This window comes from Mucilaginibacter inviolabilis, from assembly GCF_011089895.1.
Taxonomy (GTDB): Bacteria; Bacteroidota; Bacteroidia; order Sphingobacteriales; family Sphingobacteriaceae; genus Mucilaginibacter; species Mucilaginibacter inviolabilis.
Genome location: NZ_JAANAT010000002.1, coordinates 814,761 through 831,296, shown reverse-complemented (window position 1 = coordinate 831,296; position 16,536 = coordinate 814,761). Strand labels below are relative to the sequence as shown.

18 protein-coding genes are annotated in these 16,536 nt (G+C 41.5%); 5 read left to right on the top strand and 13 right to left on the bottom strand.

Translation table 11 applies throughout. From position 1 onward, the window contains the following. The first annotated feature begins 157 nt into the window (after positions 1-157). The 3 genes from G7092_RS19890 to G7092_RS19880 all read left to right on the top strand — a co-directional run bounded on the left by G7092_RS19890 (position 158) and on the right by G7092_RS19880 (position 2,270). Positions 158-796: a 4'-phosphopantetheinyl transferase family protein gene (locus G7092_RS19890; RefSeq protein WP_166091641.1), complete on the top strand. Its 639-nt coding sequence runs from the start codon at positions 158-160 to the stop codon at positions 794-796. A gap of 5 nt (positions 797-801) precedes the next feature. Then, complete coding sequence (gene lipB, locus G7092_RS19885; protein ID WP_166091640.1) at positions 802-1,557, top strand: lipoyl(octanoyl) transferase LipB; 756 nt, start codon at positions 802-804, stop codon at positions 1,555-1,557. A gap of 65 nt (positions 1,558-1,622) precedes the next feature. Next, positions 1,623-2,270, top strand: a complete 648-nt coding sequence (locus tag G7092_RS19880; RefSeq protein ID WP_235953899.1) for an SGNH/GDSL hydrolase family protein — start codon at positions 1,623-1,625, stop codon at positions 2,268-2,270. An 85-nt stretch (positions 2,271-2,355) separates the two neighbouring features. Here G7092_RS19880 and G7092_RS19875 read toward each other — a convergent pair whose 3' ends face one another. The 6 genes from G7092_RS19875 to G7092_RS19850 all read right to left on the bottom strand — a co-directional run bounded on the left by G7092_RS19875 (position 2,356) and on the right by G7092_RS19850 (position 8,564). Then, the gene (locus G7092_RS19875; protein WP_166091639.1) at positions 2,356-3,702 is read right to left on the bottom strand and encodes a DUF58 domain-containing protein; all 1,347 of its coding nucleotides are present in this window, start codon (positions 3,700-3,702) and stop codon (positions 2,356-2,358) included. A gap of 107 nt (positions 3,703-3,809) precedes the next feature. Next, entirely contained in the window at positions 3,810-4,787 is a 978-nt protein-coding gene (locus tag G7092_RS19870; RefSeq protein ID WP_166091638.1) for an AAA family ATPase, read from the bottom strand. Continuing rightward, positions 4,777-5,961: a DUF4350 domain-containing protein gene (locus tag G7092_RS19865; RefSeq protein ID WP_166091637.1), complete on the bottom strand. Its 1,185-nt coding sequence runs from the start codon at positions 5,959-5,961 to the stop codon at positions 4,777-4,779. Before G7092_RS19865 ends, G7092_RS19870 begins: the two co-directional genes overlap by 11 nt. After that, positions 5,958-6,710: a DUF4129 domain-containing protein gene (locus G7092_RS19860; RefSeq protein ID WP_166091636.1), complete on the bottom strand. Its 753-nt coding sequence runs from the start codon at positions 6,708-6,710 to the stop codon at positions 5,958-5,960. Before G7092_RS19860 ends, G7092_RS19865 begins: the two co-directional genes overlap by 4 nt. Positions 6,711-6,712: 2 nt before the next feature. After that, positions 6,713-7,615: a hypothetical protein gene (locus tag G7092_RS19855; protein ID WP_166091635.1), complete on the bottom strand. Its 903-nt coding sequence runs from the start codon at positions 7,613-7,615 to the stop codon at positions 6,713-6,715. Further along, positions 7,599-8,564 carry a stage II sporulation protein M gene (locus G7092_RS19850; RefSeq protein WP_166091634.1) on the bottom strand — a complete coding sequence of 322 codons (966 nt, stop codon included), beginning with the start codon at positions 8,562-8,564 and terminating at the stop codon, positions 7,599-7,601. The genes G7092_RS19855 and G7092_RS19850 overlap by 17 nt, the downstream gene beginning before the upstream one ends. 93 nt (positions 8,565-8,657) lie before the next feature. Here G7092_RS19850 and G7092_RS19845 point away from each other — a divergent pair, with 93 nt between their 5' ends. Next, positions 8,658-9,410 carry an RDD family protein gene (locus G7092_RS19845; RefSeq protein ID WP_166091632.1) on the top strand — a complete coding sequence of 251 codons (753 nt, stop codon included), beginning with the start codon at positions 8,658-8,660 and terminating at the stop codon, positions 9,408-9,410. Here the strand turns inward: G7092_RS19845 and G7092_RS19840 are convergent. Together G7092_RS19840 and G7092_RS19835 are read right to left on the bottom strand one after the other, a co-directional pair. Then, positions 9,392-9,757: a DUF2752 domain-containing protein gene (locus G7092_RS19840; RefSeq protein WP_166091631.1), complete on the bottom strand. Its 366-nt coding sequence runs from the start codon at positions 9,755-9,757 to the stop codon at positions 9,392-9,394. The two genes, G7092_RS19845 and G7092_RS19840, sit on opposite strands and share 19 nt — an antisense overlap. Continuing rightward, a complete protein-coding gene (locus G7092_RS19835) occupies positions 9,757-10,221 on the bottom strand; it encodes a DUF5684 domain-containing protein (protein WP_166091630.1) in 465 nt (154 codons plus the stop codon). Before G7092_RS19835 ends, G7092_RS19840 begins: the two co-directional genes overlap by 1 nt. Before the next feature lie 130 nt (positions 10,222-10,351). Here G7092_RS19835 and G7092_RS19830 point away from each other — a divergent pair, with 130 nt between their 5' ends. Then, complete coding sequence (locus G7092_RS19830) at positions 10,352-11,779, top strand: L-serine ammonia-lyase (RefSeq protein WP_166091629.1); 1,428 nt, start codon at positions 10,352-10,354, stop codon at positions 11,777-11,779. A 172-nt stretch (positions 11,780-11,951) separates the two neighbouring features. On the opposite strand, the gene G7092_RS19825 is transcribed toward G7092_RS19830, so the two are convergent. The 5 genes from G7092_RS19825 to secG all read right to left on the bottom strand — a co-directional run bounded on the left by G7092_RS19825 (position 11,952) and on the right by secG (position 16,531). Continuing rightward, positions 11,952-12,749, bottom strand: a complete 798-nt coding sequence (locus G7092_RS19825; protein ID WP_166091628.1) for a mechanosensitive ion channel family protein — start codon at positions 12,747-12,749, stop codon at positions 11,952-11,954. Positions 12,750-13,114: 365 nt separating this feature from the next. Continuing rightward, on the bottom strand, positions 13,115-14,749 hold the full coding sequence (gene groL / locus G7092_RS19820; RefSeq protein ID WP_166091626.1) for a chaperonin GroEL: 1,635 nt from the start codon (positions 14,747-14,749) through the stop codon (positions 13,115-13,117). A 151-nt stretch (positions 14,750-14,900) separates the two neighbouring features. Next, positions 14,901-15,176 (bottom strand): co-chaperone GroES, encoded by a 276-nt coding sequence (gene groES / locus G7092_RS19815; protein ID WP_076375713.1) that lies wholly within the window; start codon positions 15,174-15,176, stop codon positions 14,901-14,903. Between the two features lie 215 nt (positions 15,177-15,391). Then, positions 15,392-16,009, bottom strand: coding sequence for a hypothetical protein (locus G7092_RS19810; protein ID WP_166091625.1), 618 nt, complete (start codon positions 16,007-16,009; stop codon positions 15,392-15,394). A gap of 159 nt (positions 16,010-16,168) precedes the next feature. Beyond that, positions 16,169-16,531, bottom strand: coding sequence for a preprotein translocase subunit SecG (secG, locus tag G7092_RS19805; protein ID WP_166091624.1), 363 nt, complete (start codon positions 16,529-16,531; stop codon positions 16,169-16,171). Positions 16,532-16,536 lie beyond the last annotated feature (5 nt).

Here is a 16,536-nt window from a genome sequence, read left to right as displayed (position 1 = left end):
AAGTAGCTAGTATCAGGTATCAAGATTTTTAACAACGGAATCAAAAACTACCATGTAGATTGTCTTGATAGTTTATACTAGCTACTTGATACCAAAACATTATTTAATTAAAATTATTTGACATAAGTTTGCTACCTATTTTGCAATTTTACTTATTATGGCTATAGCATACAGGCAGCGTATCGACGATGATACCGAATTTGCGCTCTGGAAAATAGAAGAAGAGGCTGACGACCTGTATAAACAACTACAACTTGACGACGAAGAAAAAGCCTTTGTTGAAAAACTGAGCCACAGCAAGCGCTACCTGCACTGGCTGGCCACCCGTGTGCTGCTTCGTAAAATGCTGCATACCGACGAATACATTGACTGTAAGGTTGATGCCCATGGCAAACCTTACCTGGTAAACCTGCCTTACCATATATCATTGAGCCACTCTTTTGATTATGCCGCGGTGATGATCAGCAAAACCCATAAAGTAGGGATTGATATTGAACTGATTAAACAAAAGGTAGAGCGTATTGCCGGTAAATTTTTACGACCCGACGAAAGGGCTTTTATTGAAGATAAGCATAAAATAGAGCACTTGTACGTTTGCTGGTGCGCCAAAGAAGCCATATATAAATGCAACGGCGAAAAAGAGGTATCATTTGCCGACAATATTTTCCTGGATCCTTTTAGTTTTAATATCCGGGGCGAGCTAAGCGCGCGCCTGCATAAAAATAATATCAACCTGGATTATGTAGTGAGCTATATGCAATATGATGGCTACATGGTAGGCTTCGTAAAAGGATAAATGTAATGAAGAACAAAAAAGTATTTTTTCAGGATTGGGGTCTGATTGATTATCAACAAGCCTGGGACAAGCAGGAAGAGTTATTTGCCGCTTCGGTAAAAACCAAACTTAATAATCGCAACAGCGAACTGGCTTATGAAGCTGCGGCCAAAACATCGGTAGCGGCCGGCCCCTTTGAGCCTTTTGAACCCGATGAAACCTTTAATTACCTGGTATTTTGCGAACATCCCCATGTGTATACCCTGGGTAAAAGCGGCAAGCCGGAGCATTTGCTGCTGGACGAAAATGGACTGAAAGAAAAGGAAGCTGTTTATTATGCCATTAATCGCGGCGGCGATATCACCTATCATGGCCCCGGCCAGATCGTGTCGTACCCGATACTGGACCTGGATAATTTTTTCACCGACATACACCTGTACCTGCGCACACTGGAAGAGGCAGTCATATTAACTTTGGACGATTATGGATTAAAGGCAGGTCGCTATCCGGGTTATACCGGTGTTTGGTTTGATGCCGATAATGAGAATGCCCGCAAGATATGCGCCATGGGTGTACGCTGCAGCCGTTGGGTAACTATGCATGGACTCGCTTTTAACATTAATACCAATCTGGACTACTTTAATAACATTGTGCCCTGCGGTATTGACGATAAGGCCGTAACCTCTATGCAAAAAGAGCTTGGTCGCGAGGTTGATATAAATGAAGTAAAAGAAATCCTTAAACATCATATTTCCGTATTGTTTGATATGGAGATATTATGATGAAAGCATTATTTTTAATCTTATTTTCGATAAGCACATTATCGGCCTGTACAAAAACAACATCAATGACACATGTACCACCCACTACAGGATCGCCTGTTCCTGTAATTGATACTTTAAGTTACCTGGCACTTGGCGATTCGTATACCATCGGTCAGTCGGTAGATGAGCATGATGCCTTCCCCTACCAGCTCGCAGGGCAATTACCCGGACATAAAATAACCGGCCCAACCATTATAGCCCGTACCGGCTGGACAACCCAACAATTGATATCAGCCATTGACGGTAGCGACTCCAAAAACAAAACCTACGATATAGTAACACTCCTTGTCGGCGTGAACGACCAGTACGGAGGTGGCAGCCAGGCCGATTATCGTATTAATTTTGTACAAGTTTTAAATACGGCTATCAAATTGGCTAAAGGCAATGTTAATCATGTTTTTGTATTATCCATACCCGATTATGGAGTAACACCTTTTGCCCATGGTGATGATGCACGCATTGGTAAAGAGATTGACCAATTCAATGATATTAACCGGCAGGAAAGCGCCAACGCGGGTGTTAATTATATCGATATTACTCCCATATCCAAACTGGCAGCCAATAATTCATCGCTTATTGCCAACGATGGCTTGCATCCATCTGCCACGATGTACCAGATGTGGGTAGAAAAACTTAAACCGGTTGTTTTAAGCGCACTGGAAAAGAAATAAGCAGAAAATAAACTAAACCAGACCGTCATTGCAAGCAATAGCGTGTTGGATTATGGCCTGTCATCCCTATTTGTAAATTCCTACTCTAAATCTTCTGCTTAGCCTTAATTTCCAGATACCGGTTGATGGTATTGATGGTCAAATTTTGAGGGGCGCTCAAAATAGATTGGATGCCATGTTTGGCCAGCTCTTTTACGATGAGCTTTTTATCGTAGGCAAATTTTTCGGCTATGGTTTTTATATAGATACCCTCTACATCGGCAGCGGGTTGCTCACTTAGTTTTTTCAGTTCGGTGTTTTCAAAAAATACCACCAGCAGCAGGTGATATTTGGCTATTCTTTTTAAAAACGGCAATTGTCTGTGCAGAGCGCTCAGGCTTTCGTAATTAGTAAAAAACACCACCAGGCTGCGCTGTTTGATCACCTTACGTACGGTAGCAAACAACAGTTCCATATTGGTTTCCAGGTAGCGTGTTTTTTCTTTGTATAAGGCTTCCAGTATTTTGTTTAGATGCGCAGGTCGTCTCTCGGCAGGTATTACGGCTCCCAACTTTTCGGATATGGTGATGAGCCCGGCTTTATCCTCTTTTAGCAGGGCTACATTTGATAGTACCAGGCTGGCATTGATGGCATAATCCAGCAGGCTCAACCCCTCAAAAGGCATTTTCATGGCCCTTGATTTATCAATAACACAGTATACATGCTGTGATTTTTCGTCGGTGTAGGAATTCACCATCAGGTTGCCCTGCCGCGCGGTAGCTTTCCAGTTAATGGTGCGGTAATCATCGCCCTGAACATAGTTTTTTACCTGCTCAAACTCCATGCTATGGCCAATGCGTCGTATCTTTTTGATGCCGATGTCTGTTAAGCGGTTTGATATAGCCATCAGCTCATATTTGCGCATCTGCAAAAAAGACGGATATACCGGCAGCATTTCTGCCTGCTCAAAATTATACCGCCGCCTGATAAAGCCTAAAGGCGATTTAACGTATACCCGGATATCGCCAAATTCATATTCACCGCGACGTGTTGGCCTTAACACATAATTAATGAGTTTCTTTTCGCGCGGTTTCAGGTTGGTTTTAAACCAGATATCGCGTTTTTGAAACTGAAAGGGGATCTCGTCAATAATGCCAACGCTTATGGGGAAACTATACCAGTTTTCGATATATACCCCCAGATCGTTATTGTCACTATTGCTCAGTCGTTCGGGTGCATGGCGTTTGGCAAACACCCCGTTTGCTGTGCGATACAGCATCAGTATGTCAATAAAAAATAATACAATCAACACCCAAAATGCCAGTGTTGGGATAATACCCAGCCATGGAAAAAAGAACGACAATAAAAACAAAACCACGCTGCAGGTTAAAGCTGCAAACAGGCGGTTTGTTAAAAACAGGTTTCTATAAAAGAGGCTGATGAATTTTTTCACTATAAGCTGTTGATTCGGTATCAAGTAGCTAGTATCAGGTATCAAGATTTTGTAACGATAAATATCGTGTTTAGGCAGTCATGATACTAGCTACTTGATACTAACTTCTATCTCGGTATTTCCAATTTTTGTATGATTTGTGCTACCACATCATCCGGACTTACGCCTTCCATTTCCTTATCCGGCGTGAGCATAATACGGTGCCTTAACACCGGTGCAGCTACATAGATAATATCATCAGGCGTAATAAAATCGCGGCCCTTAATAGCGGCAACAGCTTTGGCGGCATTGATCATGGCCAGCGATGCACGCGGCGAACCACCCAGGAACAACGATTTATGGTTACGCGTTTCATGAATAATCTTGGCCGTAAATTCCAGCAATTTCGCCTCCACATGAAACGACCGTACTTGTTGGCGTAGTGCAATAATATCATTACCAGATAAAACCGCTGATATGTGGGTCAATTGCTCAGTAGTTTTTTGCTGATGCTGACGGGTAATGATAGCTATTTCTTCTTCCAGTGTTGGGTATTTAATCTCTATTTTAAACAGAAAGCGGTCCAGCTGCGCTTCCGGTAAACGATAGGTGCCTTCCTGTTCCACCGGGTTTTGCGTAGCCAGCACGGTGAAAGGTTCCTGCATTTTGTAGGTATGGCCGTCGATAGTTACCTGCCGTTCTTCCATCACCTCAAACAAAGCCGATTGCGTTTTGGCGGGTGCGCGGTTAATTTCATCTATCAGGATAATATTACCAAAAACAGGACCTTGTTTAAATTCAAATTCCGTGCTTTTAGGATTAAATACCGACGTACCCAATATGTCCGAAGGCATCAGATCGGGAGTGAACTGTATACGCGAATAACGGGCATCAATAGCTTTGGAGATCAGTTTGGCGGTTAGGGTTTTGGCCACGCCGGGTACACCTTCTATCAGGATATGCCCATCGGCCAGAATACCTGCAATCAACAGATCAATAGAATCCTGCTGCCCCACAATGATCTGGGCAAGTGTATATTTAATTTGATTAACCGCAGTACTGAGTTTGCTCAGATCGGTTCTGTTTTCAAAATTCTCATTTTCCATTATATCCGGTTTGGCTGTAAAATTTTTCTATCAATTTATTGAGTTGGATCAATTCCATATCAGTTATTTGCTGATGGGTGCTTGCAAAGTTCACCGCGCTGATCAGTGAGCTGGCAAAACCCTCATCTATACCCGTTTTTTGCGCCAGGATATTGACAAATTCCTGATCGAGTTTACTGGTTTTTAACCGGTATTGCTCCCTGATATGCTCCAGCAGGTAAATCACTTTTTTATGGGCGATGTTGGCGTTGTTACGTTTTTCATAATAAACCTGCCCTACAACCGTCACAAAATCAAGCGTAGAATTTGGCAAGGGCTCAATTACAGGAATCACACGTTGGCGACGTTTCATCTCGTAAAAAACAAAAATGAGTATACTACCCAGGCTCAGGTAATAAGCCCATTGTAAAGCCGGGTTGCCGAAGAACACACGCAATGGCGATATATCCTCGGGAATGTCGCCGTTTTGGTACTGGTCCCAGTAAACATATGGAGCTTTGGGCAAGTACGACAGGGCTTTGGCCACATATTCGGATCCTTGCGGGGTCAGCAGGCTGTAATTGGTAAAAACATCAGGTGTGGCGCACAGGTATAGCGTGCCTTTACCAAATTTGTAGCTTAAAAAGGTGCAATGGTCAGCATAGTTTTTGCCTATCACTGTGGCTTTAGCGGTATCGAGCTCCGAGAAATACTGATTGGCAATGTCGCGCTTAAATACATAATTGCTGGGCGCCTTTAACTGTGGATTGGTAAAGTTGATGGATACATTTTTGGCGGCGTACTCAGCCCTTGTCTCTATTTTTAAAGTATCGGTAATAAAGCCCCGCCATTCAAAGGCCGACATAAATACCGAATTGCCCGCTTTGATGTACTTAACCATCGCCTCAAAGTCAAATTTATTGAGGGTGATACTTTTGGCTATGATGATGTAGTTTCCTTGCTGAAGGCTATCGCCATGAAAAACATTATAGGCCGATTTGTTGGTTCTGGTCAAGCCGGCACCGGGATAGATATCCTTTAACCGGTCGTACAACAAATAGGTGCCAAAAGGGATCTTGTCCTTATAATAAAGGGTTGATTGCCAGTTAACTGGTTTAGGTTTATTATACTGTGCTACCACGTAACCGATGAGTAACAGGCTGGCAATAGTGATATAGATTTTAAAATCTTTCATGCTATACCCTTGTTAAAATCCTGAAATACGGTATTGATGTTTTTGAAAGTTTGCCCGTCAATAGCAAATTCGCCATACCAAACATATTCAAACTGTAAAGTCAATGATTGGAAAAGCTGGCGCTGGTGTGTATTGGTCAATTCATCAATATAGGCGCTGTTGGTTTTATCAATTTGCCATTTAATCAAATGGGCGTCGCTCAGTTGTTTTAGGCATTTTAAATAAAGCATCCTTACGGCCAGGCGGTAATTATGCTGTGAAACGGCCCTTTCAATTTCGTCATCAAAATTGATGTCATGAATATTTTCCAATGATTCGGTAAACGGTAAGTTCGCCGACATAGACTTACGCCGGAAAATACTCAACATGTCAATCCCCATAAGTTTAAGCACCAGGAACACCACAGCCGCCAAGCCCGCTGCCAGGATCAAATATTGTAAAATATATAACAAGACTTTCAAAAAGGGGCTCATGCTATGCTTACCTAATTTTATAGGTTTAAACAAATCCCAGAACCAGCGCCAGAAACGGTCCCACCAGGAAGGCGTTGTATCGATATCGTCTTTGTATTGAAATTCGGGTTGTTTGCTGTGAGCTGCAATAACAGCGTTATCTAAATGGCGTACGTTTACCTTTGCGGTATCCATCTTAAGCACTAAAGGCTGCTTAACAGGCTTAACAGCCGGTGTAGTCCCGTTGCTTACATGAACAAACAATGCAAAAATTATGGTACAGAACAGGCGCAGCATGATCAATATTCTTCGGCCGGTAAATCAGTATCGGGTGTGATGGTACCCAATTTGTTTATTTTGTCCATTAAGCTGGTGCCATCTTTGCTTTCGGTTAAATTATAATAGCAAAGTGCTAATGCGGTTACCGGTAAAATAGCAAATACCTGGCAAAGTTGCTGTAGTGCCGCGCCAATAACAGCCGCGGGGACTGATAGTGCGCCACCTCCTTTTTGAGGAACAGCAAGCAGGCTTATCATGTTAATAATACTTGTTGGTATTGAAACTACCATGATGGCCACATAAAATATTATCCATATGACTACCAACGAACCAAAAGTTACCCACCAGTTATCCTTGATCAGAAAGAAACTGCGGTTAAAGGCATAACTGAAGCTGGCATTCTCCAACACCATAATCGGGAATATGAGCGCGAAAATTGGGGAAAGGTAAATACCTGGTACGAAACAAAGCAACGTAGCCACAGCAAGTAATACATAAAGCAGTAAAGAACTGCCCAGCACCCTCAAGAAGTAATATTTAATATAACCCCACATCTCCTCTGTTGTAGGTACTTGTTTGTCTTTCTCTTTATAAAGCGCTATGTAGCTTAAAAAGGTAACTGTTACGGCAATAAAGCTTAACATTCCAAAAAAGATGAGCAAAAAATACTCCGGACCAAAAAAGCTGAATGCAGATGGCCTGTATTCATTAGTGTTAAAAGCGCCGCTCTTTAAGCCGTTTATAGTTCCGGTCCATTTTAATTGGAACAGCGAAGCGCTGATGACACCGCCGGCTACAAATATGCCGCAAAAAGTAAAAAAATATTTAAGCAGCGGTTTTATATTCTGCCGTACAAATAAAAAGGTATCGCTTATAATTTCGCCAAAATCGCGGACTTTGGCTAACTCAACTTTGGATTGCATGATAGGTTTGGGTTGCTTTATAAATTTTGTTTGGGTATATAATCACATACCATATAATGAACAGTAATGACGATGCTAATATAGTAATACTGAGCCATACTGGCATCTCGGTGTGCCGGGTTACAAAACCTTCAAAAAACGCTGCTACAATTAATATAGGGATGATACCAATGGCTACTTTCATGCCATCTTTGGCGCCTCTTTTTAACGATACCATGCGTTTATAGGTTTTGGGGAACAATAAACTGTTGCCCAGAATAATACCTGCGGCGCCGGCTATAATGATAGCCGAGATTTCCAGAGTACCATGTATCCAGATCACGAGGATAGATTTTACACCCAAACCTTTACTGAAAAAATAATACTGAAATGAACCCAGCATAATGCCGTTACGGAAAAGGTAATAAACAGAGCCAACCGTAAATATGATACCACTTACAAAGGTTATCAGCGAAACATAGATGTTATTTACTGCTATTCCAAAAAACATCAAGGCTTCGTTACCGTTTTTGTACACGCCAAAAGGATCTCCCTTCATGATATTGGCATTGGTCATATCTACATATTGGTCGCCCATAATGAGGCGCACAAAATTTTCATCGTATTTGGCCGATAAGGCTCCTATCAAACAAAAAACCATAAAAAATAAAAAAGCATAAAGCAGTTGCTTTTGATAGGTTTTGAAAAGCAATGGCAGTTCATACTTCCAGAAGGTGAGAAAGCGATTGCTTTTTTCACTTTTGTTTTTGTAAATAGATTGATGCAAGCCGGCGGCAAGACCGTTGAGATAAGCGGTGGTTTTTGATTTGGGATAAAATGTTTTGGCATAAGCCAGATCGTCGGTTATCTGGATAAACCTATCGGCAAGCTCGTCAGGATCATTGGTTGGTTCCTGCTCAAAGCTGGTCCATTTTTGAGAGTTTTGCTTTACAAAAAGAGGTTCCCGCATGAATTACCGTATAAATAATTATTTGGTTAAAATAATTACAAAAGAGCTATATAACAACTAAAAAGACATATTTACCTTTTATATTTGAATCATATGCAAACGATAAGGATAACCACCACACAAAATATAGATATTGATTACGAGGTAGCTGGCTTGGGCGAACGCATTGTAGCCTATATTATTGATATGGCCATGTTTTTTGTTATCCTTATAGGAACACTAATTGCTATAAGCGCAGCCGGTGGATTTGAAAAAGGAGGGAATGGAGGATACGCAGGGCTTGGTATAATGTTAATTATTTATGCGGTATTATTTGTTTTTTATGATCTGATATGCGAGGTAGCCATGAACGGGCAAAGTGTGGGTAAAAAGGTTATGAAAATAAAAGTAATAAGCCTGGATGGTACCCGGCCGCGTTTAGGTCAATACTTGTTGCGCTGGCTTTTCCGGATAGTTGACTTTACCTTAACCAGTGATTTGTGTGCGTTGATCTGTATAGCCGTGTCAGACAAATCGCAACGCGTGGGTGATATGGTGGCTGGTACCACGCTGATCAGGACCGTTCCGCGCACCAAAATGCAAAACATAGCTTTTAAACCCGAGGCGGATACTTATCAGCCTGTTTTTCCGCAGGCGGCCAGTTTAAGCGAGCAGGATGTTGAACTAATAAATGAAGTGATTAACAATTATATCAAAAGCGGTAACAGTATGTTGGTTTACAGTATGGCCCAGCGTATCAAAGATCTGCTGAATGTAATGCCACCCGCCGAAATGAATAATATGTTGTTTTTACAAACTATTATTAAAGATTACAGCCATATTGTAGCTCAGGCCGATGTTTTGTAGTGGTCATATAATCCCCACATTTTAATACCATAACTCACCAGTACCATACTGCCTATGATCATAAATAAGGTTTTCTTGATGGTTGATTTGGGTGTGTCTAACTTAAAATAGCCATCGGCAATGCCGTATGCAAAGAAGAGCAGGAGTGGAATAGTAGGCGGATATAGTGCAAAGCTTTTTTGAAGATCGCCCTGGAAAAGGGCAACTACCGCCCGTTGGAAACCGCAGCCAGGGCAGTCGATCCCGGTTAAGTATTTAAAAGGACAGGGGAGCAAATGATTTTGCAGCCAGTGGATAAAACCAGTCTGGCTGCAAAATATTTGTAAATAGATATGATTAAATAACATTACACCTGCGGTGGAGGCGGGGTATTGCTAAACGGATCTTTATAACCTCTTGAAGGATCAAATGGGTTACCGCCACCAACAAAACCGGCACCGGCAGGGCCTAAATATTGGTAGTTACCAAAGGCTAATATTGGCAAAAATATAAACGATAGAAAAAAGATACCGATGGTAAAGCCAACACCTTGCCCAAAGCTTTTGCTTAAAAGGTTAATGGTCCATGGAATAAAAACAATACCAGTACATGGAATCAGCAGTAGAAATATCCACCATATAGGTTTGCCTATAATTTCTAAAAGTACAATGACACTATAGATAGGGATTATAGATGCCCACCCTGGTTTACCAGCTTTTTCGAATATTTTCCACATACTAATAATGGAAATAATGGAAATAATTAATATAGGGATAATACAGGCCATGAATATTCCGGCTGAGGCTGCTGAAGAAGGATCATAATCTTGCATTTTGATTTGGTTTAAGTAAATGTTTTAATGTTTGTTTATTACCGCAAAATATAAAAATTTTAAATAAAAATTAAATAATCACTTTTTTATTACGAAGTGGGAATGAGATTTTATTTATAATTTTGACCTGATGCAGAGAGAACAAATTTCGGTTTTTGATATGTTCAAGATAGGCATAGGGCCTTCCAGTTCACACACACTGGGACCCTGGCGGGCAGCACAGCAATTTGTGCAGACACTTGAACAGCAAGATGTTTTACCCCTGGTTGAACAGGTGAAAATATTGCTTTACGGTTCATTGGCTAAAACAGGTCGTGGCCATGGAACCGATATTGCCATATTATTAGGATTGAGCGGTGACGATCCGGTAACTTTTGAAGTTGACCGGATAACGTCTAAAATCGGCGATATCACAGCAACCCATAAATTAGAACTCGGAGGCATTCAAACCATTACTTTTTCAGTGGTCGATGACCTGCTTTTTCTGTTTAACGAAAGCTTGCCTTTTCATCCCAACGCTGTAACTTTCCAGGCATTTTTGAGCAATGGCAAAGCCGTTTCAGAAACTTATTATTCTATAGGTGGTGGTTTTGTGGTGAAAGAGGGTGGCTCGAACCAAAGCAAACAGGAAGTTGATCTGCCTTTTCCTATCGATACTGCTGCCGATCTGCTGCATTGGTGCATCAAAACCGGGTTGAAAATATCCGAAGTGGTGATGGAGAATGAGCTTGCCTGGCGCAGCGAGCAGGAGACCCGTAGTGGTGTTTTAAATATTTTCAAAGCGCTGAAAGAGTGCATTTATCGTGGTTGCCATACCACAGGGCAACTACCAGGTGGCTTAAATGTAGCCAGGCGTGCTTTTAAACTCAATAGCAAATTAATAGGCAATCATACTTATACCAATTACGATGAATGGGTTTTAGCCATTCGTAAAACCGGCGAAGGGTTTAAAAATATATTAGACTGGGTAAGTTGTTTTGCCCTGGCCGTAAATGAGGAGAATGCCTCGTTTGGCAGGGTGGTTACCGCGCCTACCAATGGTGCGGCAGGTGTTATCCCGGCTGTACTACAATACTACATTGTTTTTTGCGAAGGGAATACAGAGCAGCGCATCATTCAGTTTTTACTCACTGCTTCAGAAATTGGCAGCATCTTTAAAAAAGGCGCTACCATATCAGCAGCAATGGGTGGCTGCCAGGCCGAAATTGGCGTATCATCAGCCATGGCAGCCGCTGCGCTTACCGAATGTATGGGCGGTACACAAAGACAGGTACTCATGGCTGCCGAAATAGCGATGGAGCACCACCTCGGCCTCACCTGCGATCCGATAGGTGGTTTGGTGCAGATTCCTTGTATCGAACGCAATACGATGGGGGCAATCAAAGCTATTACTGCCTCGCAACTGGCTTTACAAAGTAACCCTGAAAAAGCAAAGGTAAGTTTAGATGCCGTAGTAAAAACCATGTGGCAAACCGCCCTGGACATGAATTCCAAATATAAGGAAACCTCAGATGGTGGATTAGCTATTAATATTCCTATCAGTTTGCCGGAGTGTTAGGCCCACGCCCCCTGAACAGGGAACTGAAAATTTCAACATCAATTGGAAAACGCGTCATTGCTGTAAGGATTATGTAATTCTGTTACCGAATTACTTGACCTTTACAATGACGCGAGAGAAAAAAGGTCTACAATTCCGTAACTTCTTGATTCTCGTGCCTTGCCTCTATAAACTATCCCGCTTTCGGGAAAGTTACACCAGCGGCGCCGAGGTCTTTGATGATTTTTTCCTGTAGAGCCATTTTAGCGGTTAAAAAATTGGCTGGCTGAACCCATACGTTGATCATGTACCTAATGGAGTCGATCTCCAGGCTATTGATACCCACTTTGGATGCCGGTGTTTTCAACAAGCCGGGGCTGGTACTTATCGCATTCTCAATAATGCCCCGCACTTTCTCAACATCATTAGCATAACCTACCTTTACTTCAAAGTCAAGACGGCGTGTGCCTTCGCGGGTTACATTGATAATAACCTCATTAAACAGCTTGCCATTAGGTATAATGACTGTTTTGTTATCAGCAGTAAGTAAAACCGTGTAGAACATTTGTATAGAGGTTACCTTGCCATCCTGTCCCTGGGCCAATATACTATCATTAAGCTCGAATGGTTTTAGTAATAATATCAGCACTCCACCTGCAAAGTTTTGAAATGTGCCAGACAGCGCCAAACCTGCGGCCACACTAAAGGCGCCGATAATGGTGGTGAAGATGGTCATTTCCCAACCAATAATATTCATTACCCAGATCACCAGCAGCACATAAAGCGCGGTAATAGTAAGGCTCAGAAAAAAGGGTTGAAGTGATGAGTGGATACCTCTCCTGATCATCCGGTTGCGCATCCGAGTACGGATAAGCTTTATTACCCAAAGGCCAATAAAAAAAATGATGATCCCGCCAAGATATTTAGGGCCGTGCTCAATAAGCCAAGTGTGGAAATCTTTGTAAAAGTCCTCTACTTTATAAGTATTCATAACTGAAAGCAAAGGTAAAAATTTATTACTTACCGTAAATAGTAACAAACAGCTCAGGGCCCTTGATCAGCACCCAATCAACTATGGTACTGCGCACTAATTTTGATGTTTGAACTATTTTTTTCATAATACTCTGTAATACACAAATCCTATGCCCGGGAATGGAAGTTTCAGATTTGTTACGCAAAAATACACAACGGTAATACAGAAGATACACAAAATTAATCAAATGATTAACTCATGACTATCCCTTTACCTTTTCATGACCCAAAATGCTTCTAAAAACAAAATCCCCGTCTGGAAAACCAGACAGGGATTTGTATTGTGTATATTTTTTAAACACCCCTTTCAGGGTGTTAGGAGGCTTACATCATACCACCCATGCCGCCGCCACCCATTGGTGGACCACCAGCTGGAGCATCTTCAGGATCATCAGCCAATACAACTTCTGTTGTTAACAACATAGCTGCGATTGAAGCTGCGTTCTCTAAAGCTACACGACCTACCTTAGTTGGGTCGATAACACCGGCACCAATCAGGTTTTCGTATTTGTCGGTACGTGCATTGTAACCAAAGTCGGCAGTGCCTTCTTTAACTTTTTGCACAACGATTGAACCTTCGATACCCGCGTTTTCGCAGATCTGACGTAAAGGCTCTTCGATAGCACGACGGATGATCTGGATACCAGTGTTCTCATCTTCGTTATCACCTTTCAGGTCGGCTAAAGCAGCTACCGCACGGATGAAGGCAACGCCACCACCTGCAACAATACCTTCTTCAACAGCCGCACGTGTTGCATGTAATGCATCATCAACACGGTCTTTTTTCTCTTTCATTTCTACTTCTGTAGCAGCACCTACGTACAATACAGCAACACCGCCAGATAATTTGGCTAAGCGCTCTTGTAATTTTTCGCGGTCATAATCAGATGTAGTTGATTCGATCTGAGATTTGATCTGACCTACACGGCCTTTGATCTCATCGGCAGAACCAGCACCGTTAATAACGGTAGTATTATCTTTGTCGATAACGATTTTCTCAGCAGTACCTAAGTAAGAAAGATCAGCGTTTTCTAATTTGTAACCTCTTTCTTCAGAAATCAAAGTACCACCAGTCAGGATAGCGATATCCTCTAACATAGCTTTACGACGATCGCCAAAGCCAGGAGCTTTAACAGCAGCCACTTTCAGTGAACCACGGATCTTGTTAACTACCAGGGTAGCTAAAGCTTCGCCGTCAAGATCTTCGGCAATGATCAACAATGGTTTACCGGTTTGTACTTGTTTTTCCAAAATAGGAAGTAATTCTTTCATCGAAGAGATCTTTTTATCGTAGATCAGGATGTAAGGATTTTCCAATTCAACTTCCATTTTGTCGGCGTTGGTTACAAAGTAAGGAGAAAGGTAACCACGGTCAAACTGCATACCTTCTACAGTTTTAACTTCAGTTTCTGTACCTTTTGCTTCTTCAACAGTGATTACACCGTCTTTACCAACTTTAGCCATAGCTTCAGCGATCAATGAACCGATAACCTCGTCATTGTTAGCAGAAATTGAAGCTACTTGTTTGATTTTGTTGTTGTCTTCGCCAACGGTTTGTGACTGGCTTTGCAGGTTTTTAACAACTTCTGCAACAGCTTTGTCGATACCGCGTTTCAGATCCATTGGGTTAGCGCCGGCTGCAACGTTTTTAATACCTGCAGTAACGATAGCCTGAGCTAAAACGGTAGCAGTAGTAGTACCATCACCGGCAATATCAGCAGTTTTTGAAGCTACTTCTTTCACCATCTGGGCACCCATGTTCTCTAAAGCATCTTTCAGTTCGATTTCTTTAGCCACAGTTACACCATCCTTAGTGATAGCTGGTGAACCGAATTTTTTATCGATAATTACGTTACGACCTTTAGGACCTAATGTTACTTTAACCGCATTGGCTAAAATATCAACACCGCGTTTCAGGGCGTCGCGTGCTTCAACATTGTATTTAACTTGTTTTGCCATGTTTGTTTTAGTTATTGAATTATTGAGTTAGTGAATTAGTGATTTGAGCTTCACTACCTAATAATTAATTTTTGATTTTAATTTAAATTGGGGCTTGTTTTGATGATTGGTAAAAAACATTCACTAAATCACTAATTCACCCATTCACTAATTAAAGTACCGCGTAAATGTCAGATTCGCGCATGATCAGATACTCTTTACCTTCATAAGTAATCTCGGTACCTGCATATTTTCCATATAAAACCTGGTCACCAACTTTTACGGTTAAAGGCTCATCTACTTTACCATCGCCAACTGCAACGATAGTTCCACGCTGAGGTTTTTCTTTAGCGGTATCCGGGATAATAATTCCCGAAGCGGTCTTCTCTTCGGCAGCTGCAGCTTCCACCACAACTCTGTCGCCGATTGGTTTAATGTTTAATGACATAGTTATCTCTGTTTATTTTATTTAAGTTTTCGACTCCAATTCCTCATCAATTATGCCAAGGAAGCACATCGGTCAATATTGACAGGTTAACTGTTGTAATGTCAGCTAAAGGTTATTTTATTTTTGACGCTTAACAATCTTTTAATATCCCCGTGCCATCATGTCAGTTACTTATTTTTGTAAAATAATGGCATTTTACAAGCAATAACTAAATTTTAACTCCCCGGCTGATAGCTTTGTGTCCTGCTGTTTAATAGCAATTGGTTCCCTCTTTTTATTAATGTTATGCCGTAAGCCGAGGTAGCAAACGCGCACCAGGCGCCTACTATTCCGGTAACTTCATACGCAGGAAATCCTTTATTTGTCAGGATAATTCCCAAAATAGCACCCAGGGATATAAAGCCACCCATAAAATAATAAGCCGTGCGTTCCATAATTTTGGCTAATGGGAAAAAATGCAAGCCTACAATAAGCGCGAAGCAGGAAATGAAATAGTTACCATGGCCCGTATTATTCAGCACGTTTACTACCACAAATATCATCACACCCTCCACTATAAAAATAATGTTGAACCATTTGCTTTTAGCCTTATCTTCTATCGAATCAGGAACTGCTTCGTCTTTGGTCTTTTTAGATGCCGAATAAAATCTACTATAGGCGACCAGGAAAAACCCAACCACCAGGGCAAACAATACACCTATACTCCAGTAATCCCGTCCATGTAATGCAACCTCAGCAATTACTGTCCATACTAATGTAAAGGCTGTCATCAGGAACAGCCCACCCAGCACATCATCAAACCCCTTTTTCAAATTGGTTGCAGAACTCGTCATTGTTATGTTATCAAAAATTATTTGGAGAACTAAATTAATAATATCTTTTAGTACCAACAACGCAGCATTGGCTTTCTCTATAAAATCTTTTGGAGTTATGTACACAAAAAAAGGCTTTGGACGTATCCAAAGCCTTTTTTATTCTTTTAACCGCTATGATTATTTAGCCGGTTTTGTTTCTGGTTTAGCAGGTGCAGGTGTTGAAGGTAAGCTCAACGGTGCACTTGCAGGCGCTGTTGGTTTTGAAGCTTTTTCAATTTGCTCCTTCAATGCCGGGTTACTGCCATTTGTTGACGAACCACCTTTTACAGCCACGTTAATAGCCAGCGATAAAACCATTACACTAATGGCCAACACCCAGGTACCTTTTTCTAAGAAATCGCCTGTTTTTTGTACACCCATCAATTGTGATGAGCTGGAGAAATTTGATGATAAACCACCACCTTTAGGGTTTTGGATCAGCACAATAAGGCCTAAAAGGATGCAAACGATAATGGTAATGATAATTAAAACTAAATACATTTCTT